The organism is Kitasatospora sp. NPDC004289 (assembly GCF_053602875.1).
On the sequence record NZ_JBSGEL010000043.1, the window covers coordinates 13,600 to 40,379 of the forward strand.

A 26,780-nucleotide genomic window follows, 5' to 3' on the forward strand; every position below is an offset into this window, starting at 1 on the left:
GCCGGTAATGTTTAGGCTCTCAGCCATGCGCCGAGCAAAAATCGTCTGCACCCTCGGGCCTGCCGCCGACTCGTACGAGCAGATCAAGGCCCTGGTCGACGCCGGTATGGACGTCGCCCGCTTCAATCTCAGCCACGGCTCCCAATCGGAACACGAGGAGCGCTACCGCCGGGTCCGCAAGGCCTCCGAGGAGACCGGCCGCAGCGTCGGGGTCCTGGTCGACCTCCAGGGTCCGAAGATCCGACTGGGCACCTTCGCCGAAGGTCCCGTACTCCTCGAACGCGGTGACGAGTTCACCATCTCCGTCGAGGAGGGCGTGGTCGGCGACCGCGACACCTGTGGCACCACCTACGACGGGCTGGCCGACGACGTCCGGCCCGGTGAACGCATCCTGGTCGACGACGGCCGGGTCTGCCTGGAGGTCGCCGAGGTCGCCGGCCCCCGGGTCCGCTGCACCGTCCTGGAGGGCGGGCTGATCTCCGACCACAAGGGACTCAACCTCCCCGGCATCGCCGTCTCGGTCCCCGCGCTCAGCGACAAGGACGTCGCCGACCTGCGCTGGGCCCTGCGGACCGGTGCCGACCTCATCGCCCTCTCGTTCGTGCGAAGCGGGGCCGATGCGGAGGACGTCCGCCGGATCATGGCGGAGGAGGGCCGGTCGGTGCCCGTCCTCGCCAAGATCGAGAAGCCGCAGGCGGTGGAGAACCTCGAGTCCATCGTCGACGCCTTCGACGGCATCATGGTCGCCCGCGGCGACCTCGGGGTCGAAATGCCCCTGGAGGACGTGCCGTTGGTGCAGAAGCGGGCCGTCAAGCTCGCCAAGCGCAACGCCAAGCCGGTCATCGTCGCCACCCAGATGCTGGACTCGATGATCAACGCCTCCCGGCCCACCCGGGCCGAGGCCTCCGACGTGGCCAACGCCGTCCTGGACGGCACCGACGCGGTGATGCTCTCCGGCGAGACCTCCGTCGGCAAGTACCCCGTCGAGACCGTCCGCACCATGGCCCGCATCATCAGCGCCGTCGAGGACGACGTCCTCGCGGCCGGCCTGCCGCCGCTGACCGACTCCAACAAGCCGCGCACCCAGGGCGGCGCCGTCGCCCGCGCGGCGGCCGAGATCGGCGACTTCCTGGGCGCCAAGTACCTGATCGCCTTCACCCAGTCCGGCGACACCGCGCGCCGCCTCACCCGCTACCGCTCACCGATCCCGGTGCTGGCCTTCACCTACGAGCCGGCCGTCCAGGGCCAGCTCGCCCTCACCTGGGGTGCCGAAACCTTCCTGGGCCCGTTCGCGGCCACCACCGACGAGATGGTCGCCCAGGTGGACGCCGCACTGCTCTCCCTGGGCCACTGCCAGAAGGGTGACATCGTGGTCATCACGGCGGGCTCCCCGCCCGGCCTGGCCGGCTCCACCAACCTCGTCCGCGTCCACCACGTGGGTGAACTCGACAACTGACCCGACGTCCGAAAAGGGCGGGGCGCGGCCATCGGGCCGCGCCCCGCCCTCAGCTGTGCCGGGTGCGGGATTCGAACCCGCAAGCCCTTTCGGGCAGATGTGTTTGAGACATCCGTGTATGCCGTTCCACCAACCCGGCGGGGGTGAGCGCTCAGAAGGATACCCTGTGCGCGCCTTCTGGTGCAGCTAGGTAGGCTCGTCCATGCAGCACCCCGCCGGAACGAGGAGCCCCGTGAGCACCGCCGACGAGCAGGCACAGCCGCTTGACACCGACTCGCCCCAGATCACCCGCATCGTCATCGCCGAGGACGAGGCGCTGATCCGCCTCGACCTGAAGGAGATGCTCGAGGAGGAGGGCTACACCGTCGTCGGTGAGGCCGGGGACGGCGCCACCGCCGTGAAGCTGGTCGAGGAGTTGAGGCCCGACCTGGCCATCCTGGACGTCAAGATGCCGGTGCTGGACGGGCTCTCGGCGGCCGAGCAGATCCACGAGGCGCACCTGGCGCCGGTGCTGATGCTGACCGCGTTCTCGCAGCGCGAGCTGGTGGACCGGGCCCGCGACGCCGGGGCGATGGCCTACATCGTGAAGCCGTTCAGCAAGAGCGACCTGGTCCCCGCGATCGAGATGGCGGTCTCCCGCTACACCGAGATGCGCACGCTGGAGGAGGAGATCGCCGACCTCACCCAGCGCCTGGAGACCCGGAAGCTGGTGGACCGCGCCAAGAGCGTCCTGCAGACCAAGTTCGGTCTGACCGAGCCCGCCGCCTTCCGCTGGATCCAGAAGACCTCGATGGACCGCCGGATGACCATGGCCGCCGTCGCGGAGGCCGTGATCGAGGAGGGCCACGCCCAGGACAAGAAGAAGGCCGAGGCGGCCGAGGCCTGAGCCCCGGCCCGGCCCCGCGGCAAGCGCGGCGAAGGCCCGCCCCTCCGAGGAGGGGCGGGCCTTCGCCGTGACGGGGGGTCAGTCCTCGCCGAGGTAGGCCTTGCGGACCTCGTCGTTGCCCAGCAGCTCGCGGCCGCTGCCGGTGAGGACGATCTTGCCGATCTCCATCACGTAGCCCCGGTCGGAGAGCGAGAGCGCGGCCTGCGCGTTCTGCTCCACCAGCAGGATGGTGGTGCCGGCCGCCTTGAGCTCGACGATGGTGGCCATGATCTTCTGCATCATCAGCGGGGACAGGCCCATGGAGGGCTCGTCCAGCATCAGCAGCTTCGGACGGGACATCAGGGCGCGCCCCATGGCGAGCATCTGCTGCTCGCCGCCGGAGAGCGTTCCGGCCGCCTGCTTGCGGCGCTCGCCGAGGATCGGGAAGAGCGTGTAGGCGCGCTCCACGTCCTCGGCGATGCCGGCGGTGTCCTTGCGGAGGAAGGCACCGAGGAGGAGGTTCTCCTCGATGGTCATCCGCGGGAAGATGTGCCGGCCCTCGGGGGAGTGGGCCAGTCCGAGCGCGACGATCTTGTGCGCGGGGACGGAGCCCAGCGGCTGCCCGTCGAAGGTGATGGTCCCGCCGGTCGGCTTGAGCAGGCCGGAGAGGGTGCGCAGGGTGGTGGTCTTGCCGGCGCCGTTGGTGCCGATCAGGGTGGTGACCTCGCCCTGGTTCGCGGTGAAGCTGATGCCCTTGACGGCCTCGATCTTGCCGTAGGCGACGCGGAGGTCCTGGACCTCGAGCAGCGCGGTCATTCGGCGTCTCCCGCCTGCGAGTCGGTGCCGGTGGTGCTGGTGGAACCAGTGGTGTCGGTGGCGGTCTCCAGGGGTGCGCCGAGGTAGGCCGTGATGACCCGCTCGTCGCCCTGGACGGTCTCCTTGTCGCCCTCGACGATCTTCTGACCCTGCACCAGGACGGCCGTCCGGTCGCAGAGGTTGAAGATGAACTTCATGTCGTGCTCGATCACCAGGATCGCGATCCCGAGGTCGCGGATGGCGAACACCAACTCCTCGGCGGCGTTGGTCTCCTGGGGGTTCATGCCGGCGGTCGGTTCGTCCAGCAGCAGCAGGCCGGGGTCGCTGGCCAGCGCGCGGGCGATCTCCAGCTTGCGCTGCTCGCCGTAGGGCAGGTTGCGGGCCAGGTGGTCGGCCTTGGCCGCCAGGCCGGTGAACTCCAGGAGCTCCATGGCCCGTTGGCGGCTGGCCGCCTCGGCCCGGTGGTAGCCGGGGCCGCGCAGGATGGCCGAGAACAGGCCCTCCTTGGTGCGGCTGTGCCGGCCGACCAGGACGTTCTCCAGCACGGTCATGTTGGCGAACAGCCGGATGTTCTGGAAGGTGCGGGCGATGCCGGCCTGGGTCACCAGGTGCGGCTTGGGCGGCAGCACGGTGCCCTTGTAGCTGACGGTGCCCTCGGTCGGGACGTACAGGCCGGTCAGGCAGTTGAAGAAGGTGGTCTTGCCGGCGCCGTTGGGGCCGATCAGACCGACGATCTCACCCGCGTTGACGGTGAGGTCCACGTTGTTGACGGCGGTGAGGCCGCCGAACTTCATGGTGACGCCGCGGGCGTCCAGCACCGTCTCGGTCGTGGTGGTGGTGCTCATCTGGGTGTTCACGCCCCTGCCTTGGTGAGGACGGTGTCGCCGGGCGTGGCCTGGGCGGGGATGTCGGCGCTCTCGTACTCCAGCTGCTGGCGGCGTCCGGCGACCAGGCCGGCCGGGCGCAGGCGCATCAGCAGGATCAGGGCGACGCCGAAGGCCAGCAGCTGGTAGTCCTTCAGGAACTCCAGCTTGGCCGGGATCAGGTAGAGCAGGCTGGCGCCGAGCAGCGGGCCGCTGATGGTGCCCATGCCGCCGAGGATGACGGCGGCGAGCAGGAAGGCCGAGTTCGGCGGGACGGGCCCGGCGAAGACGTAGACCTCGGGGGTCACGGCGCTCTGCACGTGGGCCTGGACGGCGCCGGCCATGCCGGCCAGGGTGGCGCCGAGCGCGAAGGCGATCAGCTTGACCCGGAAGCCGTTGATGCCCATGGCCTCGGCGGCGGTCTCGTCCTCGCGGATGGCGACCCAGGAGCGGCCGATCCGGGAGTCGGAGACCCGGCTGAAGACCAGCACCACGATCGCGGTGACGGCCAGCATCAGCAGCAGGTAGTTGGAGAACTTGCCGACCTCGAGTCCGAACAGGTCGTGCGGCTGGCCGAAGTCGAAGCCCAGGATGTTGACCTGGGGGATCGCGCCGATGCCGTTCGGGCCGTTGGTGATGCTCGGGCCGGAGGTGCCGTCCATGTTGTTCATGGCGATCCGGAAGATCTCGCCGAAGCCCAGCGTGACGATGGCGAGGTAGTCGCCGCGCAGCCGCAGGGTCGGGGCGCCGATCAGCACGCCGAAGACCAGGGCGGCGACCGCGCCGATCAGCACGGCCAGCGGGAACGGCGCCTGCCAGCCCCGGAAGACCGAGAACTGCGAGCCGGAGACCAGGGCGGCGGCGTAGGCGCCGACGCCGAGGAAGGCGACGTAGCCGAGGTCGAGCAGACCGGTGAGGCCGACCACGACGTTCAGGCCGAGCGCCACCGTGGCGAAGACCAGGATGTTGACCCCGACCAGGATGTAGAGCTCGCTGGACTGGGTGAACGGGAAGGCGGCCGCGGCGGCGAAGGCCCCGGCGGTGGTGACCGCGCGGTGGCGGGCCGTCAGGTCGCTGAAGCGGCGCAGCAGTCCGGCCTGGGCCAGCGCGATCGCGCTGGGCACCACGGCGAACAGGTAGCTGGAGAACAGCTCCTTCTCGGCGCCGATGCCGAAGGCGAACAGCACCAGGCCGACCGCGAAGACGGCGACGATCACCAGGACCTCGGCCCAGGAGCTCAGCGGCTTGGGGGCGCTGACGGGGCGTCGGTCCTCCGGCAGCGCGAAGGCGGCCAGGGTGAGCAGCGAGCCGACGGCGAGCACCCAGCCGCCGGGCTCCAGGTTGGCCAGCCCGCCGAGCTGGTAGGAGATCATCGTGACCGAGAGCCAGGAGCTCAGTACGGCGCCCAGGGCGAGCAGCCGCAGCGGCCAGGCGGAGCCGGCCGGGACGAGCCACTGCAGGCCGCGCACGCCGTAGGAGGCGAGCACGAAGAGCAGCGTCACCAGGCCGGAGCCGAGGGCGACCCACTGCAGGCCGGCCGGGGAGAAGTCGTACGTGAGGTCGCCGGGGAACTCGTCGGTCCAGGTCCAGGCGAGCATGGACGAGGCGGCGGTGAGCACGGCGCCGGCGGCCGTGACGGCGCGGGCGACGGGAGCGGGGAGGAAGGTGGTGGTCATCGCGGCCTCACGCCCGGTCTGCGACGCGCTCGCCCAGCAGACCTTGTGGTCTCACCAGGAGCACGACGATGAGGAGTACGAACGCCCAGACGTTGGCCCAGCTGGCACCGCCGAGCTGGTCGAGGCCGGGGACGTGCTGGATGTAGGCGGTGGCCAGCGACTCGGCGACGCCGAGCACCAGGCCGCCGAGCATGGCGCCGTAGATGTTGCCGATGCCGCCGAGCACGGCGGCGGTGAAGGCCTTGAGTCCGGCGATGAAGCCCATGGTGAACTCGACCTGGCCGTACCGGAGTCCGTGCGCGACCGCGGCGATGGCGGCGAACGCGGCACCGATCGCGAAGGCGACCACGATGATCCGGTCGGTGTTGATGCCCATCAGCTTGGCGGTGTCCGGGTCCTGCGAGGTGGCCTGCATGGCGCGGCCGGTGCGGGTCATCCGGACGAAGGCGCCCAGGATGATCATGCAGAGCGGGGCGGCGACCAGCAGGAAGAGGTCGTTGCGCTGCAGGGTGAAGGCACCGAGGTCGATCGCGTCGCCCTGGAAGTGCGGGAAGGTGCGGGCCTTCTTGGCGTCGGGGTAGAAGCGCCAGACCACCTGCTGGAGGGTGATCGAGAGGCCGATCGCGGTGATCAGCGGGGCGAGCCGGGGTGCGGTGCGCAGCGGCCGGTACGCCAGGCGCTCGGCGCCGGTCGCGACCAGGACGGAGACGATCACGCCGCCGACGATCATCAGGGGCAGGGCCAGCCAGAGCGAGGTGCCGGACGGCAGGAGCAGGTATGCGGTCAGCGCGCCGAAGCCGCCGACCATGAAGATCTCGCCGTGGGCGAAGTTGATCAGCTGGACGATGCCGTAGACCATCGTGTAGCCGACGGCGATCAGGCCGTACATCAGCCCGAGCATCAGGCCGTTGGCCAGGTTTTGCGGCAGTTCGTGCACCGCAGGCCTCCGTGGTGTGGGGTATGGGACGGGCGGGGGTGCTGTTGGCGCCCCCGCCCGGGTGCTGCATGGTGTGACTCTGGTGACCCGGCGTCAGAAGCCGGACCGGTTCAGCCGGTTCAGCCGGTGTAGGTGCCGCTCTTCACGGCGGCCCACTTGCCGTCCTTGACCTGGTAGACGGTCAGCTGCTTGTTGGTGGTGTCGCCGTACTGGTCGAAGGAGACCTTGCCGGTGGCGCCCTCGAAGGAGACCTTGCCGAGCGCGTCGATCACCTTGGCGCGGGCGTCGGACGGGAGCTTGCCGCCGTTGGCCGCGACCACGGCCTTGACGGCCTCGACGATCGACCAGGCGGCGTCGTAGGAGTAGCCGCCGTAGGCCGCGTACGGCTCCGGGTAGCCGGCGGCCTTGTAGCCGTCGATGAAGTCCTTGGCGGAGCTCAGCTGCTCGACCGGGGCGCCGACCGAGGTGGCGAGGTCGTTCTCGGCCTGGCCGTTGGCGAGCTTGATGAACTCGTCGTCGTAGAGGCCGTCACCGCCGAAGACCGGGACGGTGGCGCCGGCCTTCTTGATCTGGCCGCTGAGCGGGCCGCCCTCGGGGTACTCGCCGCCGTAGTAGACCGAGTCCGCGCCGGAGGACTTGACCTTGGTCGCGACCGCGGAGAAGTCCTTGTCGTCGGGGTTGATGTGCTCGGTGCCGACGACCTGGCCGCCCAGCTTCTTGAACTCCTCCAGGAAGATGTTCGCGAGGCCGGCGCCGTAGGTCTTCTTGTCGTCGATGACGAAGACCTTGGTCTTCTTGGCGTCGTTGTAGAGGTACTGCGCGGCGAACTTGCCCTGCACCACGTCGGTGGTGGCGGTGCGGAAGTACGAGGCGTACATGCGCTTGAAGCTCTGCTTGCCCCAGTCCGCGCCGAGGGACAGCTGCGGGTTGGTGTTGGCGGGGGAGACCTGGGCCAGCTTGGCGTCGTTGAAGACGCTCTGCATGGTCAGCGAGACACCGGAGTTGAGCGGGCCGACGACGCCGAGGACGTCCTTGTTGCCGACCAGCTTGGTGGCGTTCTGCTGGCCCGAGGACGGGTTGGCCTGGTCGTCCAGGGCCTCCAGCTCGAAGGTCACGCCGGGGACGGTCTTGTCCTTGTTGGCCTTCTTCACCGCGAGGTCGGCGGAGTTCTTGATGCCGAGGCCGAGGGCGGAGAGCTTGCCGGTCAGGGGCGCGTCGACACCGATGACGACCTTGACGCTGCCGCCGGCGGCGCCTTCTTCGGCCTTCTTCTCACCGCGCGAGCCGCAGGCGGAGACCGTGAGCGCTCCGGCGACCGCGATGCTCACGACAAGCAGTGAACGATTACGCACGAGGGTTCCCTTTCTGAGGAAAAGCACCGGGCCGGATGTGACGGGGTGCTCGTCGCGCGCTGGGGCCAGGCCCGATTGTGTGGCGCGGTGACTGGCCGTGACTCTAGAGCGCATTTCGCGGCTCGGGCAGGGGTGCGGACAGGCTGTGATTCTCTTGTTATGAGGACACGGCGGATTAATCTCACATGGTGGTCGTTCGCCCACTGTTCCCGGGTCCTTGACAGGAGCTTGACCCGTCCGTGGACCTGAATTGCCGCCAGAAATGCAGGTGGTCGGCGATCCGTCCGGTTATCGGACGCCGCCGTCCGGAGAGACGGTTTCGGCCGGAGCCGTCCGGATATCGGAACTTCGGCAGGCCGATTCGAGCCAGTGGGCCAGTGATTCGGAGTAAACCGCCCCCGGGATCTGACTCACCGTCTGGATTGCGCGGGTGTTACGCAGCGTTACATCGATGTAGGGCAGTCCCACTCCGATGGGTACGGTCGAACAGTCCGTCAGGTCGTACTCGAGCCGCAGGAGCAGCGGCCGTCCGGCCGCCGCGGTGAGCGGCAGTCCGCCCCGCACCGCGAGGCTGATCCCCGGGTACGGCTGGCCCACCGCCAGCAGGTCCACCGGGGCGTCCCCCTCCACCCGGAGCTCGGCCGACACCAGCAGGTGCCTGCCCTCGGCCCGCCCCTCGGCCGTCACCGTCAGCCTGGCCACCTGGGCCGGGTACGGGACCGGCGGCGGCGCGGCCCGGGCGGGCGGGTCGCGCTCCAGCGCGCGGAAGACCAGCAGGGCGACGACGGCGACCGCGAGGGCCAGGAGCGCGTACCGCCGCCGGAGCCCCAACTCCCGCTGCGCGCGCGCCAGTCGGCCGGTCGGACCGCCCTCGGTCCGCACCGTGCCGTCCCCGGCCTCCAACGGCCCGAGCCCGTCCCCGGACATGCCAGCGCCCCCTCGTCCGGCAGCTTCCTGCCCGGTGCGGACAGGTGCCAAACAAGGGGGCGTGGGGGGCGCGCGGGAAGAGCGCGCGGACGTGCGGGGGCTCGTGCGGTCAGAGGTCGCGGAGCATGCAGGTCAGCCGGCAGCTGGTGATCCGCTTGCCGGTGTCGTCCGTGATGGCGATCTCGTAGGTGGCCGCGGTCCGTCCCTTGAACACCGCGGTGGCCACGCCCGTCACCAACCCCGAGGTGGCGGACCGGTGGTGAGTCGCGTTCAGGTCCACCCCGACCGCGTACCGGCCGGGGCCGGCGTGCAGCATCGCGCCGATCGAGCCCAGCGTCTCGGCCAGCGCCGCCGAGGCCCCGCCGTGCAGCAGCCCGTACGGCTGCTGGTTGCCCTCCACCGGCATGGTGCCGACCACCCGGTCCGCGCTGGCCTCCACCACCTTGATCCCCAGCCGGTCGCCGAGGTGGCCGCCGCTGAAGGTGGAGGGGTCGACGCCCAGCTTGGCGAAGTGGTCGAGCACGTCCTGCGGGACGTTCAGGATCGGGGCCGCGTCGGTCATGGTGCTCCTGCCGTTCGAGGGTCACTTTCGAGGGTCACCGCGAGATCACGTCGTGGTGCTCCCGTGATCGTACGACCGCCCGCTCGCGGCGACACGGGGATGTCCCCGCCGGGCCATAGGATCGGTCAGTGGCAGAGCAATCGGCAGGAACGGACGTGGACGTGGCTACGCAGAGTACGGACAAGGCAGCGGCGAGCCCCGGGGAGCGTCCCCGGCTGATGCTGCTCGACGGGCACTCCATGGCCTACCGGGCCTGGTTCGCGCTGCCCGCGGAGAACTTCTCCACCGTCACCGGCCAGACCACCAACGCGATCTACGGCTTCGCCTCGATGCTCGCCAACACGGTGCGGGACGAGCGGCCGACCCACCTCGCGGTCGCCTTCGACCTCTCCCGGAAGACCTTCCGCTCCGAGGAGTTCCCCGACTACAAGGCGAACCGGGCCAAGACGCCGGACGAGTTCAAGAGCCAGATCGGCCTGATCCACGAGCTGCTCGACGCGATGCACGTCTCCCGGATGTCCGTCGAGGGCTTCGAGGCCGACGACATCATCGCCACCCTGGCCACCGCCGCCGAGGCGGCCGGCTACGACGTGCTGATCGTCACCGGGGACCGCGACTCGCTGCAGCTGGTCACCGAGCACGTCACCGTGCTCTACCCGACCAAGGGCGTCTCGGAGTTGACCCGCTACACCCCGGAGAAGGTCGCCGAGAAGTACGGCGTGACGCCGAGTCAGTACCCCGACCTGGCCGCCCTGCGCGGCGACCCGTCGGACAACCTGCCCGGCATCCCCGGCGTCGGCGAGAAGACCGCCGCGAAGTGGGTCAACCTCTACGGCTCCTTCGACGAGTTGGTCGCCCGGGCCGACGAGGTCAAGGGCAAGATCGGCGAGAAGCTCCGCGAGCACCTCGACTCGGTCAAGCGCAACCGGGTGCTCACCGAGCTGGTCCGCACCGTCGAACTCCCGCTCGCCGTCGACGACTTGGCGCGCCAGGCGTTCGACCGCGAGGCGGTCGGCCAGCTGCTGGAGTCGCTGGAGTTCCGCAACCCCAACTTCCGCGAGCGGGTCTACGCCCTCGACCCGGCCCCCGCCGACGAGGCCGAGGCGGCCCCCGCCCCCGGCATCGCCGTCGAGGGCACCCTGCTCACCGAGGAGGGCGCGCTCGCCGCCTGGCTGGCCGAGCACGCGGCCGGCACCGTCGCGGTCGCCGCCCTCTACCAGTGGGCCCTCGGCTCCGGCGAGGTCGAGCAGATCGCCCTGGCCACCGGCGAGACCGCCGCCTGGTTCGACCCGGCCGAGCTCGCCGAGGCCGACGAGCGCGCCCTCGCCGCCTGGCTGGCCGACCCGGCCCGCCCGAAGGCCCTGCACATCGCCAAGCAGGTGATGCGCGCCTTCGCCGAGCGCGGCTGGCGGATCGAGGGCGTGGTCGCCGACACCGCGCTCGCCGCCTACCTCGACAAGCCGGGCCGGCGCACCTTCACCCTCGACGTGCTCGCCGAGGAGTACCTGGCCCGCTCGCTGGCCCCCGCCGAGGTGGCCGAGAGCGGCCAGCTCTCCTTCGACGCCCCCGAGCACGACCCCACCGCCGGCGCCCAGGCCCTGATGGCCCAGGCCCGCGCCGTGCTCGACCTCGCCGAGTACTTCGACACCCGGCTCGCCCAGGTCGGCGCCGTGAAGCTGCTGCACGAGATGGAGCTGCCGATCGCCGAGCTGCTGGCCCGGATGGAGCGCACCGGCATCGCGGCCGACCGCGAATGGCTCACCACCATCGAGTCGCAGTTCGCCGCCGAGATCCAGCGGGTCGTCGGCGAGGCGCACGCCGCGGCCGGCCACGAGTTCAACCTCGGCTCGCCCAAGCAGCTCCAGGAGATCCTCTTCGGCGAGCTCGCCCTCCCCAAGACCAAGAAGATCAAGACCGGCTACACCACCGACGCCGACGCGCTCGCCTGGCTGGCCACCCAGACCACCAACGAGCTCCCGGTCATCCTGCTCCGCCACCGCGACCAGGCCAAGCTGCGCACCACCGTCGAGGGTCTGCTCAAGACCGTCTCGCCCAAGGGCCGGATCCACACCACCTTCAACCAGATGGTGGCCGCCACCGGCCGGCTCTCCTCCCAGGACCCGAACCTGCAGAACATCCCGGTCCGCACCGAGGAGGGCCGCCAGATCCGCCGCGCCTTCGTGGTCGGCGAGGGCTACGAGGCCCTGCTCACCGCGGACTACTCGCAGATCGAGCTGCGCATCATGGCCCACCTCTCCGAGGACGCCGCGCTGATCGAGGCCTTCGAGTCCGGCGAGGACCTGCACACCACGGTCGCCTCCCAGGTCTTCGAGGTCGCCCCCGAGGCGGTCGACGCCGAGATGCGGCGCAAGATCAAGGCGATGTCCTACGGCCTCGCCTACGGCCTCTCCGCCTACGGCCTCTCCCAGCAGCTCGGCATCAAGCCGAACGAGGCCCAGGGCCTGATGGACACCTACTTCGAGCGCTTCGGCGGCGTCCGCGACTACCTGCACCGGGTGGTCGAGGAGGCCCGCGCGGTCGGCTACACCGAGACCCTGCTCGGCCGCCGCCGCTACCTCCCCGACCTCACCAGCGACAACCGCCAGCGCCGCGAGATGGCCGAGCGGATGGCCCTCAACGCCCCGATCCAGGGCACCGCCGCCGACATCGTCAAGATCGCGATGCTCAACGTGGACCGCGCCCTCGCCGAGGCGAAGCTCTCCACCCGGATGCTCCTCCAGGTCCACGACGAAATCGTCCTCGAACTCGCCCCGGGCGAGCGCGAGCAGGTCGAGGCCCTGGTCCGCGAACAGATGGCCGCCGCCTACCCGTTGCGCGCCCCGCTCGACGTCTCCGTCGGCATCGGCGCCAACTGGGAGGAAGCGGCCCACTAGGGTTCCGGAAGGTATGCACCCAGGGGCGCGAGGAACTGCGCGATGCGGAAGGCGGCTCGCCGCACTGCCGATCGAACAGCCCTCGCGCCCCCGGTGCGCTACCCGTTGAACGCCGCGAACAACTTCGAGAACTGGTACGGCGTCTGCGGCACGTTGGTGCACTTCGGCAGCGACCCGGTGCACGCGTTGGCGTCCCGCGTCATCTCCCAGAACGCCAGCTCACCCAGGTGGTTCTGCTGCGCGAACGCCACCACCTGCTGGGCGTCGGAGAGCCCGAACACCTCCGAGGGCGTGTCGTTCTGCCCCAGCATCGGCGTCAGCCCGGTCTTCGCCCACGCCTGGGCCGCCGTCAGCTCCGGCCACACCTGCCGCACCTGGGCCTGGGTGGACTGCCCGGACTGGATCACGTACGCGCCCATCTTCCCGGCCGGGCTCGGCGCGGCCCAGTCCCCGAAGTCCATCGCCATCGCGTTGACCACGTCCACCGCGAGCCCGGCGTTCTTCGCCGACTGCAGCACGTAGACCCCGTCGGCCGTCAGCCCGCTCGGCAGCACCGGCAGCGTCAGACTGACCTTCAGGTCACGCCCCTTGGCCCGCTGCGCCGCCTGCACCTGCGCGACGGCGGCCGAGCGCCGGTCCACCGAGGCCTTCTCGGTGACCGCGGTGCCCTCGATGTCGAAGTCGATGTGGTCCAGCCCGTAGACGTCGACCACCTTCTGGTACTGCGCCGCCAGCGCGGCCACGGTGGTGCAGGACTGCGCCAGCTCGGTCCCGTTGGCCCCGCCGAAGGACGGGCGCACGGTGCCGCCGGCCGCCCGGAAGGCGTCGATCTCCGGCTTGTACCAGCCGCTCGCCGGGTCGAAGGCGCCGAACCAACTGGCCGTGCAGGGCTGGCTCCCGTTGATCAGGAAGGCCAGCGAGAACTGCTTGAGCCCGCTCGCCGCCGACAACGCCGTGAGGCTCGGCGTCGGGTACGCGCCCAGGTCCACGTACGGGGCGGAGGCCCCCGCCGCCGTCCCGCTGCCGGCGACGGCCGACACGGTCGCCGAGACGGCCGACTCGTTCCCGGCCGCGTCGAAGGCCGAGACGCCGAACGCGTGGGTGCTCCCGGCCAGCAGGCCGCCGACCGTCGCGGTGGTGCCGGTCACGGTGGCCACCACCGCGCCGCCCTCCCGCAGGTGGTAGCCGGCCACGCCCTGGTCGTCGGTGCCGGCGTTCCAGGCGAGCGAGACGCTGCCCGGGCCGGTGCCGGAGACCTTCAGGCCGCCGGGCACGCTCGGTGCGGCGGTGTCGGCCGGCAGACCGGCGCAGGGCTTGTCGTTCACGGTGCAGTTGGCCGGAGCGGTCTGCGGTGCGGAGCCGTTGCTCACCCCGAACCCGACCACCGCCGCCGTCGCCCCGGGCGCCAACGGCCCGGCCCAGCTCGGCGGGGTGACGGTGTACCGGCGCCCGCCGGTGACGGCGACGGAGGTGAGCGTGCCGTTCCAGGCACCCGTCACGGTCTCGCCGGCCGGCAGGTCGAAGGAGAGCGCCCAGGTGGCCACGGACGCGTTGGTGTGATTGGTGACGGTGTAACTGGCCTCGAAGCCGGTCTGCCAGTTGGAGGTGACCGCGTACGTGGCGGTCACCCCGGTCACACCGGCCTCGGCATGGGCTCCCACCGCGGAGAGCGGGACGGTCAGGGCGGCGGCCGTGGCGGCTGCGATGGGCAAGGCGACGCGCCTCATGGGCGGGTACTCCTCAACGTGGGGTGGGGGATGGCAGCCGCGCGGCCTCCACAAGATGGTCCAGACCAATGCGGGCCGTCAATGGGAAACCGTCCGCTAGGTGAAAGCTTTGCCATCTCCCGTCGGGCACGGTCGAGTTGACGAAGCGGTGACTTGACCTCCCGCTACGGCGCACTTAAGGACGGCTTGAGCTTCGGTCAGCGCGCGCGGGCCTCGGCCACCGCCTCCCGCACGCTCTCCACCGGATCCCCGGCCAGCCGCTCCAGCAGCTCGGCCACCCCCGGCGAGCGCCAACCCCCGACCGCCCACACCAGGTGCTCACGCACCCGGGCATCCGGATGCCCCGTCAGGTGCGCCACCGCCTCGACCGGCCCGCGCCGCCGCCGGGCGAGCCAGTACAGCACGTCGCCGACCTGCCCCGGATCCCCCGGCGTCCCGGCCGCGGCCAGCCGCTCCAGCAGCACCGGCACCTTCGGATCCGGGCCGTCCAGTGGATGCGGCAGCCTCTCCCGCAGCCTCCGTCCGCCGTACTCCCCGCGCACCCGGCAGCCGAAGCAGGTGCACGGCCGGGTGCCGTGCACCCCGGGCGCGTACCGCCAGCCCACCCCCTGCGGCACGGACCGCACCCGCCGCACCTCCCGCGCCGTCACCGCCCGGGGCACGAACACCTCCCACCCCAGCGGATCCCGCAACTCCCGTACCCGGCGCACCGCTTCGGCCGCGGTCAGCTCCTGGTGCGCGTGCTTGCCCCGGCCCCCGTAGTGGCCGACCAGCACCGGCTGGTCGTCCGCCAGCCGCAGGTCCACCGCCACCAGCCCGCCGCGGCTCCCGCCCCGGGCCAGTTCGCGCACCCACTGGTGCGTCACCGTGAACGACGGCAGCACCGGGAAGCAGTACACCCCGCGCTCGCCGGTAGGTCCCCAACTGACCGCCCGTAGCCCGGCCCGCCGGATCTTCGGGGCGTTCGCCGCCGAACTGAGGTGTACGAAGGTCGCCATGCCGCGGATGCTAACGGCCTGTCGGCGACCCGGCCCGTCCTTTTCGGTGGGGCAGCACGGGGCGGCAGGGCAGCGACCCAGGGGCGCGAGGAACTGCGCGAGGCGGCAGGCGACTTCCCGTGTGCCGGGTACGGGCACTCACGTGCAAGTGAATCTCCGTACCCGGCACATGGGTCTCCTTCTTCCGCCTCGCGCAGTTCCTCGCGCCCCTGGGCCGCCGCCCTGCCGGGCCCCGTGCCTTCAGCCCTTGCGGGGGTTGGTCCGCTTGGTCGGCTCCGCCGTGCTCGGGTCTTCCGGCCACGGGTGGCGGGGGTAGCGGCCGCGCAGGTCGGCCCGGACCGCCTTGTACCCCTCGCGCCAGAAGGTGGCGAGGTCGCCGGTGACGGCGGCCGGGCGGCCGGCGGGGGAGAGAAGGTGGACCGTCAGGGGCACCCGTCCGTCCGCCAGTTTCGGCGCGGCCTGCCAGCCGAAAAGCTCCTGCAGCTTGACCGCCAGCACCGGCCGGTCGCCCGAGTAGTCCACCCGGATCCGCGAGCCGCTCGGCACGGTGATCCGCTCCGGGGCCAGCTCCTCCAGTCGCCCGGCCTGGCCGGAGGCCCAGGGCAGCAGCCGCTGCAAGGCCGAGGCCACGTCGATCCGCTCCAGGTCCGCCCGCCGCCGGGCCCGGGACAGCTCCGGCTCCAGCCAGCCGCCCCCGGCCAGTGCCGCGTCGTCCACCTCGGGCCAGGGCTCACCCAACTCCCGCTGGAGGAAGGCCAGTCGGGCCCGCAGCCCGATCGCCTCCGGCGTCCACCGCAGCAGCGCCCCGACCCCCTCCCGGGCCAGTCCGTCCAGCAGTGCGGCCCGCACCAGCTCCGGATCCGGCTTCGCCAGCGGCGCCGCCTCCAGCTCCACCGCCCCCAGCGCGGACACCCGCCGCGCCGTCAACTCGCCCTGCCGCGAGGACCATGCGACCTCCTCGCGGGAGGCCAGCAGCGCCGCCCCGGCCACCCGCGCGGTCTCCTCCTGCAGGGCCGCCGCGAGCCGCACCCGGGCCGAGTGCGCCCCGGCCGGACGGTCCGCGACCGCCACCGCCAGCCACTCCTCGCCCGCCAGACGCGAACCGGCTCCCAGCTCGGCGGCCGTCCCCGAGGCCATCAGGTACGGCCCGTCCGCGGCCCGCGCCCGCGCGATCCGCTCCGGGTACGCCAAGGCGGCCACCATCCCCGGCACATGACGCTCCGTCACCGAGGAGCTGTCGCCGACTCCCTCCACCAGCCGCCCCAGCCGCCGCACCTCGTCCTTCCACCGCCGCGCGTACGGGTCGTCGGACGATCCCGACCGCACCCGCCGCCAGACCTCGGTCAGGTCGTCGCCGAAGGCCCGCGGCGGCTCCTCGGAGAGCAGCGCCACCACCTCCGCCGCCCGCCGTGCCCCGACCAGCTCCGCGCCGTCCAGCAGCGCCCGGGCCAGCCGCGGGTGCAGCCCGCTGCGGACGATCCGCTGTCCGCGGGCGGTGGCCCGCCCGTCCGAGTCCACCGCGCCCAGGCCGGCCAGCACCTGACGCGCCGCCGCCATCGCCCCGGCGGGCGGGCGGTCCGGCAGCGCGAGCCCGGCGGCCGTCGGATCGCCCCAGCAGGCCGCCTGGAGCGCGAAGGAGGTCAGCTCGGCCTGGGCGATCTCCGGGGTCGGGAAGCGCGGCGCCAGCGCGTCCTCCGCCTCGGCCCAGCACCGGTAGACCACCCCGGGAGCCTCGCGGCCGGCCCGGCCGGCGCGCTGCCGGGCCGCCGCCAGCGAGGCCCGCACCGTCACCAGCCCGGACAGGCCGCGCGCGTGGTCGGTGCGCGGTTCCCGGGCCAATCCGGAGTCGACCACCACCCGCACGCCCGGCACGGTCAGCGAGGACTCCGCCACCGAGGTCGCCAGGATCACCCGGCGTCCCTCGCCCGCCGTCAGCGCGGCGTCCTGCACCGCCGCCGGAGCCTGCCCGTGCAGCTGCAGCACCTCGACCCCGGATGCCCCCAACTGCCCTGCCACCCGGGCGATCTCCCCCACCCCCGGCAGGAAGCACAGCACGTCCCCGTCGCGCTCCGAGAGGGCCCGCCGCACCGTCGCGGCCACGTGCTCCAGCAGCAGCGGGTCCACCCGCGTCCCCTGCGGCGGCCGGACCCCGCGCGGCGGCGGCGCCCAGACCGTCTCCACCGGGTACGAGACGCCGTGCGCCTCCACCACCGGTGCGCCGCCCAGCAGTTCGGCCCAGGCGGCGGTGTCCGAGGTGGCCGAGGCGCAGACGATCCGCAGCTCCGGCCGCAGTGCGCCGCGCACGTCCAGCAGGAAGGCCAGTGCGGTGTCCGCGTCCAGGTGCCGCTCATGGCACTCGTCCAGCACCACCACGTCGACCCCGGTCAGCTCCTGGTCCCGCTGCAGCCGTTGCAGCAACACCCCGGTGGTGACCACCTCGACCACCGTCGAGGGCCCCGCCCGCCGCTCGCCGCGCACCGTCAGGCCGACCGCCCCGCCGACCGGCTGCCCCAGCAGCCAGGCCATCCGCCGGGCCGCCGCCCGCACCGCCAGCCGCCGCGGCTCGGCCACCAGCACCCGCCGCGCCGGGCCCGGAAGCCCGTCGGCCAGCCCGGCCAGTGCCAGCGGGACGAGCGTGGTCTTGCCCGTCCCGGGCGGGGCGGAGAGCACCGCCACCCCGTCCGAGGCCAGCGCCCGCTGGAGCGCGGGCACGGCGGTGCGGACCGGTAGTTCGAGCCCGGCGGAGCGCACGGCTCAGCCCCGCTCGGCGACGAAGACCGCGGTGCCCGGGATCAGCCGGCCGCGCAGCGGGCTCCAGCCGCCCCACTCCTGCTCCAGCCCCTCCGGCCACTCCGGCTCGACCAGGTCCAGCAGCCGGAAGCCCGCCCCGGTCAGCTCGCGCACCCGGTCGCCCACCGTCCGGTGGTGCTCCACGTAGGTGGCCCGCCCCTCGGCGTCCTGCTCGACGTACGGGGTGCGGTCGAAGTACGAGGCGGTGGCCGTCAGCCCCTCCACCCCCGGCTCGTCCGGGAAGGCCCAGCGGATCGGGTGGGTCACCGAGAACACCCAGCGGGCCCCGGGCCGCAGCACCCGGTGCACCTCGCGCATCAGCTCGGCGGTGTCGGCGCTGAACGGCACCGCCCCGTAGGCCGAGCAGGCCAGGTCGAAGGAGCCGTCCGCGAACGGCAGCACGCCCGCGTCCGCCTGCACCACCGGCAGCGGCTCGGTGCCCCGGCCGAGGTCGATCCGCCGGGAGTGCTGCAGCTGCCGGTAGGAGATGTCCAGCGCCACCGGCACCGCCCCCTGGGCGGCCAGCCAGCGCGAGCACTGGGCCGCGCCGGCGCCGAGCTCCAGCACCCGCAGCCCCTTGAGCCCGGCCGGGTCGCCGAGCAGCCTGGCCTCGGCCTCGTCCAGGCCCTCGGGGCACCAGGTGAAGCGGTCGTCGCCCAGGAACGCGCCGTGCTCGTCCTGGTACTCGTCCGCGTTCCGGTCCCACCAGTGACGGCTGGCCCGGCTGGACTCGCCGGCTTCGGCGTCCCGCCGCAGCGCCTCGTCCTCGTCCTCCTCGGGGAGGTCGAGCGGCGCGAGGTCGTCGGGGTCGGTGGAGGAGGGGGTGGTGGCCAAGGTCGTGGAGCCCGTCGCGTAGGGTATGGGGTGCGGAAGCGCTGCTGTCGCGAGCGGTCCTCTACGAGGTCCGGTTCACGGCCGTGGCATCCGGGGAGAGGCCCCTGTGGCTGCCACCTGCTGGGTGCGCAATCGGAGGATATGGCCTGATCCATCCCGGCCTCCACCGTCTCGTCGTCTTCGACGTTGACCGTGCCCGGCTGTCCCCGTATGCTACAAGTTGCGCTGCGGGCCTGCGCGCCTCGGACGGAGCAGGTCGCGCTCGCATCTGTCGAAGACCCCACGGTCGCAAGACGGACACCATCTGGTTACCCAGACAGGTGGGCCGTCGTCTTGGCTGTCCGGCTTTCGGTGGGAGCGATACGGGCCCTCCGCGTGGCATTACCTACGACTTCATGTCCGTACCGGAGCCCTTTTCCTAATGACGAGCCCCACCGACACCTCTGTCAGCACCACCCCGCAGGTTGCGGTCAACGACATCGGCGATGCCGAGGCTTTCCTCGCCGCCATTGACGAGACCATCAAGTACTTCAACGATGGCGACATCGTCGAGGGCATCATCGTGAAGGTCGACCGTGACGAGGTGCTCCTCGACATCGGTTACAAGACCGAGGGTGTCATCCCCTCCCGCGAGCTCTCGATCAAGCACGACGTTGACCCGCACGAGGTCGTCAAGGTCGGCGACGAGATCGAGGCCCTGGTTCTCCAGAAGGAGGACAAGGAGGGTCGTCTGATCCTGTCCAAGAAGCGCGCTCAGTACGAGCGTGCCTGGGGCACGATCGAGAAGATCAAGGAAGAGGACGGCATCGTCACCGGTACCGTCATCGAGGTCGTCAAGGGTGGTCTCATCCTCGACATCGGCCTCCGTGGCTTCCTCCCGGCCTCGCTGGTCGAGATGCGCCGCGTCCGCGACCTCCAGCCCTACGTGGGCAAGGAGCTCGAGGCCAAGATCATCGAGCTGGACAAGAACCGCAACAACGTGGTCCTGTCCCGCCGTGCCTGGCTGGAGCAGACCCAGAGCGAGGTCCGCCAGACCTTCCTCACCACCCTCCAGAAGGGTCAGGTGCGCTCCGGCGTCGTCTCCTCGATCGTCAACTTCGGTGCCTTCGTGGACCTGGGTGGCGTCGACGGTCTGGTCCACGTTTCCGAGCTGTCCTGGAAGCACATCGACCACCCGTCCGAGGTCGTCGAGGTCGGCCAGGAGGTCACCGTCGAGGTCCTCGACGTCGACATGGACCGCGAGCGCGTCTCCCTGTCGCTGAAGGCGACCCAGGAGGACCCGTGGCAGCAGTTCGCCCGGACCCACCAGATCGGCCAGGTCGTCCCGGGTAAGGTCACCAAGCTGGTTCCGTTCGGTGCGTTCGTCCGCGTGGACGAGGGCATCGAGGGTCTGGTCCACATCTCCGAGCTGGCCGAGCGCCACGTGGAGATCCCGGAGCAGGTCGTCCAGGTCGGCGACGAGATCTTCGTCAAGGTCATCGACATCGACCTCGAGCGTCGTCGCATCAGCCTCTCGCTGAAGCAGGCCAACGAGGCCCTCGGTGGCGACGCCGCCGCGGCCGAGTTCGACCCGACCCTCTACGGTATGGCCGCCTCGTACGACGACGCGGGCAACTACATCTACCCCGAGGGCTTCGACCCCGAGGCCAACGACTGGCTCGAGGGCTTCGAGAAGCAGCGTGAGGAGTGGGAGCGCCAGTACGCCGAGGCGCAGACCCGCTTCGAGGCCCACCAGGCTCAGGTCATCAAGAGCCGTGAGGCCGACGCCGAGGCCGCTGCCGAGGGTGGCGACGCCGTCGCCGCCGCTGCCGGTGGCTCCTACACCTCGGCCAGCGACGAGGGCTCCGGCGCCCTCGCTTCGGACGAGGCGCTCGCCGCGCTCCGCGAGAAGCTGGCCGGCGGCCAGAGCTGAACACCGCCTGACCTCGGTCTCTGAGGTCTGGTAGTACACGGACCCCCCGTCCCGGTTCCCGGGACGGGGGGTCCGTTCGTGTGAGATGGATCGCGGCGCAGCGGTATAGGGAATTGGGTGGTTTACACCTAGCTTGGTGGGGAACCGCCCGAAAGGCCTACGCACCATGCGCACAATCCTCACTGCGGCACCCCCCTCCCCGTCCGACGACCAGAAGGTCGGCGGACGGCTCGCGGCCCTCGGTCGGTTCTGCTTCCGGCGCCGCCGCTGGGTGCTCGGCCTCTGGGCGGTGGTGCTCGTCCTCGGCGTGCTGATCGGCGGGAAGGTGTTCGAGGGCACCGTCTCGGCCACCGACGCCAAGGGCTCGGAGTCCTCGGCCGGCGCCGCCGTGCTGGCCCAGGCCGACCCCTCGCGGGGGACCGTCACCGCGGTGGTGGACGGCGTACAGGTGACCGACCCGGCGGTGAAGTCGGCCGTCACGGACGCCACTTCGGTGATCGGGAAGCTGCCCGGGGTGCTCTCGGTGGCCGACACGTACGGCAGTGACGGGGCGCTGAGCGCCGCGGACGGGAAGGCCTCGCTGGTCTCCGTGCGGATGGCGGACGGCTCGACCGACGCGCAGCTCAAGGCCGTGACGGACGGCTTGAAGGGGATCCACGCGCCGGGTGCCAAGGTGACCGTCGGCGGGGACCTGGTGACCCAGCAGGAGGTGGTCGCCCAGACCCAGGCGGACACCCGTTTCGGTGAGATCGTCACGCTGCCGTTGACGCTGCTGGTCATGGTGCTGGTCTTCGGCGGCTTCGCGGCCGCCAGCCTGCCGGTGATCGGGGCGGTCGCCTCGGTGGGCGGGGCGCTGCTGGCCATGTTCGGCTTCAGCCGGCTGATGGACATCGACACCAGCGTGCTGCCGATCGCCACCGTGCTCGGTCTCGGACTCTCCATCGACTACGCCCTCCTGATGGTCAACCGCTTCCGCGAGGAGCGCGGCCACGGGGCCGCGATCGCCGCCGCGGTGGAGCGGACGGCGGCCACCGCCGGACGGACCGTCATGTTCTCCGGCCTGACCGTGGCCGTCGCGCTCTCCGGTCTCTTCGTCTTCACCAGCCCGGTCTTCCGGGCGGTCGCGGTGGCCGGGGTGAGCGTGGTGGTGATCGCCGTCGCGGCCGCGCTGACCCTGATCCCCGCACTGCTGGGCTTCGTCGGCCACAAGGTCAAGACCCCCACCGAGCCGGTGCCCGACGAGGGCTTCTTCACCCGGACGGTGCGGCGGGTGCAGCGCCGGGCGATCCCGGTGGTGCTGGCCTGCGTGGCGCTGCTGATGGCGGCCGGCGCCCCCTTCCTCGGCTCCGACTGGCGCAGCTCCGGCGCCGCCGTGCTGCCGGCCTCCTCGGCCGGCCGGCAGGTGGCCGAGACCGTCGAGCAGCGCTTCCCGGCCCTGGCCCCCGCACCGGTGACGGTGGTGGTCGAGGCCGACCGGGCGGCCGCCCAGCACTACGCCGACCAGGTGGTCTCCAAGCTCCCCGACGTCGCCGGGGTCCGGGCCGTGACCGCGGTCTCGCCGGGGGTGAGCACCGTGGAGGTGCTGGTCCACGGCGATCCGCAGGGCGCCGAGGCCAAGCGGGTGGTGAAGGAGCTGCGCGAGCAGCGCGACGGGATGACCACCCACGTCACCGGGGACGCCGCCTCGGTGGTGGACTTCCAGCACGAGATCGTCACCCGCGGCCCGTGGGCGCTGGGCCTGGTCGCCGTCGGCACGCTGGTGCTGCTCTTCCTGATGACCGGCTCGGTGGTGATGCCGGTCAAGGCCCTGCTGATGAACGTCCTCTCGCTCGGGGCCTCGCTCGGCGCGCTGACCCTGGTCTTCCAGCACGGCTACTTCAGCGGCCTGCTCGGCTTCACGCCGACGGGCGGGCTGGAGACCTTCATACCCGTGCTGGTCTTCGCCTTCGCCTTCGGGCTCTCGATGGACTACGAGGTCTTCCTGCTGGCCCGGATCAAGGAGCTCCGGGACCAGGGCCACAGCTGCTCGCGCGCGGTGGAGCTCGGACTCCAGCGCAGCGGGAAGATCATCACTTCGGCCGCGCTGCTGATGGTCATCGTCTTCGCGGGCTTCGCGGCCGGGCAGATGCTGATGGTCAAGGAGATGGGGATCGCGCTCGCGGTTGCCGTGGCGGTGGACGCCACCCTGGTGCGCTGCCTGCTGGTGCCGGCCGCGATGACGCTGTTCGGCGAGTTCAACTGGTGGGCACCGGCGCCGCTGCGCCGACTGCACCGGCGGTTCGGGCTGACCGAGCACGTGGCGCTGCCGCCGCTGCCGCAGCCGGTGCTGCCGGCCCAGGCGCCGCCGGTGGACGGGCCGGTGACGGAGAAGGTGCCCGCCCCGGTCGGCTGACGGTGGGTCAGCGCAGGGTGCAGGAGTTGCCGAAGTCGCCGTTGAGGGCGGACAGTCCGCCGAGCGCGTCGCAGGCGGCGGCCGGGCCGGCGGTGAGCAGCAGGCCGCCGACGGTGGTGGCGAGCAGGAGCGCGAGCCGGGTGCGGGTGAGCTTCATGAGGGTTCCTCGGGGTTCCTTGCTCGGTGGGGTGTGGCGTGGTTCGTACGGAGCGCCCTGCACAACGCCGGTGCGGCGGCGAGGGAATGGCGGCTCACCCGGGCGGCGGAGCGTACGCCGGTAGGCGGTAGCCTGGCCCGCATGCTGAGGATCGGACTGACGGGCGGGATCGGGGCGGGCAAGAGCGAGGTGTCCCGGCAGTTCGCCGCACTGGGTGCGGTGATCGTGGACTCCGACCTGATCGCCCGTGAGGTGGTGGAGCCGGGGACGGACGGGCTGCGCGCGGTGGTGGCCGAGTTCGGCGAGGGGGTGCTGCGCGAGGACGGCACGCTGGACCGGCCGGCGCTCGGCGCGCTGGTCTTCGGCGACCCGGAGCGGCTGGCCGCGCTGAACGCGATCGTCCACCCGCTGGTACGGGCCCGCTCCGCGGAGCTGGAGGCCGCCGCCGGGGACGCCGACGTCGTGGTGCACGACGTCCCGCTGCTGGCGGAGAACGGGCTGGCGCCGCTGTACGACCTGGTGGTCGTGGTGGATGCCGAGGACGAGGTGCGGCTGGACCGGCTGGTGCGGCTGCGGGGGATGGCGGCCGAGGAGGCCGAGGCCCGGATGGCGGCCCAGGCGACCCGCTCGGCGCGGCTGGCGGTGGCCGATCTGGTGATCGACAACAGCGGGCCGCTGGCCGAGCTGGCGCCGCAGGTGCGCGCGGTGTGGGAGCGGCTGCGCGAGCGGCTCTGAGACGGTGCCGCGGGCCGGTGTCGTGGGGTGGTGTCGCGGGCCGGTATTCCGCACGGGCGTCCGGTCTGTTCGGCTAAGGTCTCGGTGATCTTGTCGAACACCTGCCCGTAGCGGAGACGCGCGGGCGCCAGGGGGAGTCGTACCGCCATGACCGAGAACCAGCCGTTCCCCGGCGGTCCGTCCGCCACCGACCCGTGGGCCGTTCCGGCCGCCGCCGCGCCCGCCGTCGCGTCGGCCGGAGGGAGCCGGAGGCGGTTCCTGCTGGGGACGGCGGCGGCGGTCGTGGCCGCCGTCGTGGTGGCGGGGACGCTGCTCTACGCCAAGGTGGACGACCTGGTGCGCGAGGCGGTCGCCTCCGGGGCCGGGCCCGCGACCGGGCAGTGCTACGTCGAGGGGCTGCGGAGCGGCGAGGACGACTCGGTGCTGCTCTCCCGGCTGCGGGTCGTCCCCTGCGAGCAGCGGCACGAGGGCGAGGTGGCCGGCACCGTCCGGTTGGAGGACTCACTGGGGGCCGCGCCGACCGAACGGCAGATCTCGCACGCGGCGGTGCTGGCCTGCTCTCCGCAGTGGGACGCGTACGCCCCGGACAGCTGGGCGATGCCGCGGCACGTGGGGGAGTCCCACATCTACCCGTCGAGCCGTCAGTGGGCGGCCGGGAAGCGGGAGGCGCTCTGCGTCTTCGACGGTGGCAGGACGGGCTCCACCGGTTCGGTGCGGGTCGCCGCCGGCTCGCTGAACGAGAGTCAGCTCGCCTACCTGCGTGCGGTCAACCCGTACAACCGGGCCTACGCGGAGGACCCGTACAACGGCTCCGGCGAGGTCGAGCGCGCCGACCTGGCGGAGTGGGTGCGGCAGATGGCCGAGGCCTCGGAGCGGGAGGCCCAGGCGCTGCGGGCGGTGGTGTGGCCGGAGGCGGTCAGGCAACCGATGAGCAGGATGCTGGACGCCAAGGACCGGGAGACCGCCGCCTGGCGGGCGGCCGTGCACGTGGGCGACGCCGAGGACCTGGAGGACCTGGCGGACTCGGCGGACGAGATCTCCTCGGACAGCATTGGCCCCGCGACGGCGGTCCGCAAGGCGCTCGGGCTGGCCACCGGCTCGACGGGGGCCCCCGCGGCGGGGACGACGGCGCCGGGCGGGCTCCAGGTCTGACCGCACGGTGGCCCCCGCCGGATCACGGCGGGGGCCGTTCGCGGCTCCGTTTTTAGGTCGAGTGACCTATATTGGGCCCATGACACTCGATCAGCTCTCCCACGACCCCGCCGGACCGGTCCTGCTGCTCGGCGGCTACGGCACCGTCGGGGCCGAACTCGCCCGCGCCGCAGCCCCGTTCGCACCGTTGCTGCTGGCCGGCCGTAGTCCGGAGCGGGCCGCGGAGCTCTGCCGGGAGACCGGCGCCGAGGCCCGGCGGTGGGACCTGGCCGACCCGGAGCCCTTCGCCGCCGGGGTGCGGGCCGTGGTGGCCCTGGTGAACGACCCGGCCGACCGGGCGCTGGACGCGGCCCTGCGCGGCGCGGTCCCGTACGTGGACGTGACCCGCTGGACGGCGCGGCTGCAGCGGGCCGTCGCCCGCGTCTCGCTGGCCCCGGCGGGCGGGCCGGTGCTGCTCTCCTCCGGCTGGATGGGCGGGGTGGTCCCGCTGCTGGCCGCCGCACTCGCCGAGCGGCTGGGCGGGCTGGAGACGCTGGACACCGCCATCCGCTACGACCTCGCCGACCGGGCCGGGGCCGACTCGGTGGAGTTCATGGACCGGCTGGGCCTCGCCTTCGAAGCCACCGAGGGCGGCCGGACCGCGCCGGTGGTGCCGCTGACCGGGGCGCGGACGGTGGTCGTGGGCGGCGAGCGGACCAAGGTGGCGCGGATCGACACCCCAGAGCAGTTCACCCTCCCGCTCACCCTGGGCGCCACCGGCGTGGCCACCCGGATCGGCTTCAGCAGCACGGGCGCCACCAATGCGCTGCTCGGCCTCGGCCGCCTCGGTTTCTTCCGCTGGGCCTCGGGCGAGCGCTGGCAGCCGACCAGGCGCCGCCTGCTGTACGCGCCCGGGCAGGGCGGCACCGCGCGGATCCGGCTGGACGCCACCGGGCCCCGGGGGCGGGCGTCCTGGACCGTCACCGATCCGCTCGGGCAGGCCCATCTCACGGCGGTGGGAGCCCTGTTGGGGCTGCGGCGGGTGCTGGGGGAGGACGGCGCCGCGGCACCGTCCGGGCTCGCCTTCCCGGAGCAGCACCCGCTGCCGGGCGGGGTCCTCACCGCGCTCGCGGAGCTGGGAGTGGTGGTCGGGGCCGGGGCCGTCGGGGCGGTCGCGGCGTGAGCACGGCGAAGGGGAGCGCGCGGCGGACGGCCATCCTGGACGCGGCGGAGCGCACCCTGGTGACGGGCGGTCACGGGGCCCTGTCGCTGCGGGCGGTGGCCGAGGCGGCCGGAGTGCGGCTCGGGCACCTGCAGTACTACTTCCCGAGCCGGGACCAGCTGGTGGCGGAGCTGCTGGCCCGGGTGCTGCACCGCTCACTGGAGCAGCTCGGGGCGGAGAGCGCCGCCACCGAGGCCGACCCCGAGCGGCTGGTGGCGATGCTGCTGGCCCAGCACCAGGACGGCGAGCTGGTGCGGCTGTTCGTGGAGTTGTGGGCGCTGGCGGCGCGGGACGAGGCGGTGGCGGCGGCGGTCCGGGCGTTCTACGCCGACTACGGGCGGCTGGTGGCCGGGCAGATCGGGGGTTGGCGTCCGGAGCTTCCGGTGGCCGAGTGCCTGGCCAGGGCGGAGGCCTTCGTGGCACTGATCGAGGGGGCCTCGCTCTTCCGGTCGGGGGTGGCGGGGCGCTCCTCGGCCGGGACGGACGGTCAACTCCTGTCGGCCGCGCGGCTGTTGCTCCTGGGATAGGCCGGCC

General features: G+C 72.3%; 21 protein-coding genes and 1 tRNA gene. 9 read left to right on the forward strand and 13 right to left on the reverse strand.

The features are described from left to right. Positions 1–25 precede the first annotated feature (25 nt). Complete coding sequence (pyk, locus tag ACWEPF_RS26100) at positions 26–1,456, forward strand: pyruvate kinase (protein ID WP_449797360.1); 1,431 nt, start codon at positions 26–28, stop codon at positions 1,454–1,456. Positions 1,457–1,512: 56 nt separating this feature from the next. On the opposite strand, the gene ACWEPF_RS26105 is transcribed toward pyk, so the two are convergent. Next, a tRNA-Leu gene (locus ACWEPF_RS26105) sits at positions 1,513–1,595 on the reverse strand. Between the two features lie 93 nt (positions 1,596–1,688). Between ACWEPF_RS26105 and ACWEPF_RS26110 the strand changes: the two genes are divergently transcribed. Further along, entirely contained in the window at positions 1,689–2,342 is a 654-nt protein-coding gene (locus tag ACWEPF_RS26110; protein WP_345284273.1) for an ANTAR domain-containing response regulator, read from the forward strand. 78 nt (positions 2,343–2,420) lie between these two features. On the opposite strand, the gene ACWEPF_RS26115 is transcribed toward ACWEPF_RS26110, so the two are convergent. The 7 genes from ACWEPF_RS26115 to ACWEPF_RS26145 all read right to left on the reverse strand — a co-directional run bounded on the left by ACWEPF_RS26115 (position 2,421) and on the right by ACWEPF_RS26145 (position 9,454). After that, the gene (locus tag ACWEPF_RS26115; protein ID WP_345284272.1) at positions 2,421–3,137 is read right to left on the reverse strand and encodes an ABC transporter ATP-binding protein; all 717 of its coding nucleotides are present in this window, start codon (positions 3,135–3,137) and stop codon (positions 2,421–2,423) included. Further along, the gene (locus ACWEPF_RS26120; protein ID WP_345284361.1) at positions 3,134–3,982 is read right to left on the reverse strand and encodes an ABC transporter ATP-binding protein; all 849 of its coding nucleotides are present in this window, start codon (positions 3,980–3,982) and stop codon (positions 3,134–3,136) included. Before ACWEPF_RS26120 ends, ACWEPF_RS26115 begins: the two co-directional genes overlap by 4 nt. 8 nt (positions 3,983–3,990) lie before the next feature. Then, complete coding sequence (locus ACWEPF_RS26125; RefSeq protein WP_452174422.1) at positions 3,991–5,676, reverse strand: branched-chain amino acid ABC transporter permease; 1,686 nt, start codon at positions 5,674–5,676, stop codon at positions 3,991–3,993. Between the two features lie 7 nt (positions 5,677–5,683). Continuing rightward, positions 5,684–6,613 (reverse strand): branched-chain amino acid ABC transporter permease, encoded by a 930-nt coding sequence (locus ACWEPF_RS26130; protein ID WP_345284268.1) that lies wholly within the window; start codon positions 6,611–6,613, stop codon positions 5,684–5,686. A gap of 119 nt (positions 6,614–6,732) precedes the next feature. After that, positions 6,733–7,965, reverse strand: coding sequence for an ABC transporter substrate-binding protein (locus ACWEPF_RS26135; protein WP_452174423.1), 1,233 nt, complete (start codon positions 7,963–7,965; stop codon positions 6,733–6,735). A 288-nt stretch (positions 7,966–8,253) separates the two neighbouring features. After that, positions 8,254–8,892: a Tat pathway signal sequence domain protein gene (locus tag ACWEPF_RS26140; protein WP_452174424.1), complete on the reverse strand. Its 639-nt coding sequence runs from the start codon at positions 8,890–8,892 to the stop codon at positions 8,254–8,256. 109 nt (positions 8,893–9,001) lie between these two features. Continuing rightward, positions 9,002–9,454: a PaaI family thioesterase gene (locus tag ACWEPF_RS26145; RefSeq protein ID WP_345284262.1), complete on the reverse strand. Its 453-nt coding sequence runs from the start codon at positions 9,452–9,454 to the stop codon at positions 9,002–9,004. Positions 9,455–9,672: 218 nt separating this feature from the next. Between ACWEPF_RS26145 and polA the strand changes: the two genes are divergently transcribed. After that, positions 9,673–12,348 carry a DNA polymerase I gene (gene polA, locus ACWEPF_RS26150; RefSeq protein WP_449797414.1) on the forward strand — a complete coding sequence of 892 codons (2,676 nt, stop codon included), beginning with the start codon at positions 9,673–9,675 and terminating at the stop codon, positions 12,346–12,348. 98 nt (positions 12,349–12,446) lie between these two features. On the opposite strand, the gene ACWEPF_RS26155 is transcribed toward polA, so the two are convergent. From ACWEPF_RS26155 to ACWEPF_RS26170, 4 genes are all read right to left on the reverse strand, one after another. Then, a complete protein-coding gene (locus ACWEPF_RS26155; protein ID WP_452174425.1) occupies positions 12,447–14,060 on the reverse strand; it encodes a cellulose binding domain-containing protein in 1,614 nt (537 codons plus the stop codon). 212 nt (positions 14,061–14,272) lie between these two features. Beyond that, a complete protein-coding gene (locus ACWEPF_RS26160) occupies positions 14,273–15,073 on the reverse strand; it encodes a HEAT repeat domain-containing protein (RefSeq protein WP_452174426.1) in 801 nt (266 codons plus the stop codon). Positions 15,074–15,313: 240 nt separating this feature from the next. After that, entirely contained in the window at positions 15,314–17,824 is a 2,511-nt protein-coding gene (gene hrpB / locus ACWEPF_RS26165; protein WP_452174427.1) for an ATP-dependent helicase HrpB, read from the reverse strand. Between the two features lie 3 nt (positions 17,825–17,827). Next, positions 17,828–18,619 carry a class I SAM-dependent methyltransferase gene (locus ACWEPF_RS26170; protein WP_449797413.1) on the reverse strand — a complete coding sequence of 264 codons (792 nt, stop codon included), beginning with the start codon at positions 18,617–18,619 and terminating at the stop codon, positions 17,828–17,830. A 499-nt stretch (positions 18,620–19,118) separates the two neighbouring features. Between ACWEPF_RS26170 and rpsA the strand changes: the two genes are divergently transcribed. Further along, positions 19,119–20,609 (forward strand): 30S ribosomal protein S1, encoded by a 1,491-nt coding sequence (rpsA, locus tag ACWEPF_RS26175; protein WP_345284251.1) that lies wholly within the window; start codon positions 19,119–19,121, stop codon positions 20,607–20,609. 166 nt (positions 20,610–20,775) lie between these two features. Beyond that, on the forward strand, positions 20,776–23,001 hold the full coding sequence (locus ACWEPF_RS26180; protein WP_452174428.1) for an MMPL family transporter: 2,226 nt from the start codon (positions 20,776–20,778) through the stop codon (positions 22,999–23,001). A gap of 7 nt (positions 23,002–23,008) precedes the next feature. On the opposite strand, the gene ACWEPF_RS26185 is transcribed toward ACWEPF_RS26180, so the two are convergent. Next, on the reverse strand, positions 23,009–23,158 hold the full coding sequence (locus ACWEPF_RS26185) for a hypothetical protein (protein ID WP_345284247.1): 150 nt from the start codon (positions 23,156–23,158) through the stop codon (positions 23,009–23,011). Positions 23,159–23,299: 141 nt separating this feature from the next. Between ACWEPF_RS26185 and coaE the strand changes: the two genes are divergently transcribed. From coaE to ACWEPF_RS26205, 4 genes are all read left to right on the forward strand, one after another. Beyond that, positions 23,300–23,893: a dephospho-CoA kinase gene (gene coaE, locus ACWEPF_RS26190; RefSeq protein ID WP_452174429.1), complete on the forward strand. Its 594-nt coding sequence runs from the start codon at positions 23,300–23,302 to the stop codon at positions 23,891–23,893. A 147-nt stretch (positions 23,894–24,040) separates the two neighbouring features. Beyond that, positions 24,041–25,045 carry a septum formation family protein gene (locus tag ACWEPF_RS26195; RefSeq protein ID WP_452174430.1) on the forward strand — a complete coding sequence of 335 codons (1,005 nt, stop codon included), beginning with the start codon at positions 24,041–24,043 and terminating at the stop codon, positions 25,043–25,045. Between the two features lie 79 nt (positions 25,046–25,124). Next, a complete protein-coding gene (locus ACWEPF_RS26200; protein WP_452174431.1) occupies positions 25,125–26,207 on the forward strand; it encodes a saccharopine dehydrogenase in 1,083 nt (360 codons plus the stop codon). Beyond that, complete coding sequence (locus tag ACWEPF_RS26205) at positions 26,204–26,773, forward strand: TetR/AcrR family transcriptional regulator (RefSeq protein ID WP_452174432.1); 570 nt, start codon at positions 26,204–26,206, stop codon at positions 26,771–26,773. The genes ACWEPF_RS26200 and ACWEPF_RS26205 overlap by 4 nt, the downstream gene beginning before the upstream one ends. Positions 26,774–26,780 lie beyond the last annotated feature (7 nt).

What these genes read in the sequence shown, in the direction of transcription:
- pyk (WP_449797360.1), top strand. Translation starts at nt 26, where the DNA reads ATGCGCCGAGCAAAAATCGTCTGCACCCTCGGGCCTGCCGCCGACTCG.
- ACWEPF_RS26115 (WP_345284272.1), bottom strand. Translation starts at nt 3,137, where the DNA reads ATGACCGCGCTGCTCGAGGTCCAGGACCTCCGCGTCGCCTACGGCAAG.
- ACWEPF_RS26120 (WP_345284361.1), bottom strand. Translation starts at nt 3,982, where the DNA reads ATGAGCACCACCACCACGACCGAGACGGTGCTGGACGCCCGCGGCGTC.
- ACWEPF_RS26125 (WP_452174422.1), bottom strand. Translation starts at nt 5,676, where the DNA reads ATGACCACCACCTTCCTCCCCGCTCCCGTCGCCCGCGCCGTCACGGCC.
- ACWEPF_RS26140 (WP_452174424.1), bottom strand. Translation starts at nt 8,892, where the DNA reads ATGTCCGGGGACGGGCTCGGGCCGTTGGAGGCCGGGGACGGCACGGTG.
- ACWEPF_RS26145 (WP_345284262.1), bottom strand. Translation starts at nt 9,454, where the DNA reads ATGACCGACGCGGCCCCGATCCTGAACGTCCCGCAGGACGTGCTCGAC.
- polA (WP_449797414.1), top strand. Translation starts at nt 9,673, where the DNA reads ATGCTGCTCGACGGGCACTCCATGGCCTACCGGGCCTGGTTCGCGCTG.
- ACWEPF_RS26160 (WP_452174426.1), bottom strand. Translation starts at nt 15,073, where the DNA reads ATGGCGACCTTCGTACACCTCAGTTCGGCGGCGAACGCCCCGAAGATC.
- rpsA (WP_345284251.1), top strand. Translation starts at nt 19,119, where the DNA reads ATGACGAGCCCCACCGACACCTCTGTCAGCACCACCCCGCAGGTTGCG.
- ACWEPF_RS26180 (WP_452174428.1), top strand. Translation starts at nt 20,776, where the DNA reads ATGCGCACAATCCTCACTGCGGCACCCCCCTCCCCGTCCGACGACCAG.
- ACWEPF_RS26185 (WP_345284247.1), bottom strand. Translation starts at nt 23,158, where the DNA reads ATGAAGCTCACCCGCACCCGGCTCGCGCTCCTGCTCGCCACCACCGTC.
- coaE (WP_452174429.1), top strand. Translation starts at nt 23,300, where the DNA reads ATGCTGAGGATCGGACTGACGGGCGGGATCGGGGCGGGCAAGAGCGAG.
- ACWEPF_RS26195 (WP_452174430.1), top strand. Translation starts at nt 24,041, where the DNA reads ATGACCGAGAACCAGCCGTTCCCCGGCGGTCCGTCCGCCACCGACCCG.
- ACWEPF_RS26200 (WP_452174431.1), top strand. Translation starts at nt 25,125, where the DNA reads ATGACACTCGATCAGCTCTCCCACGACCCCGCCGGACCGGTCCTGCTG.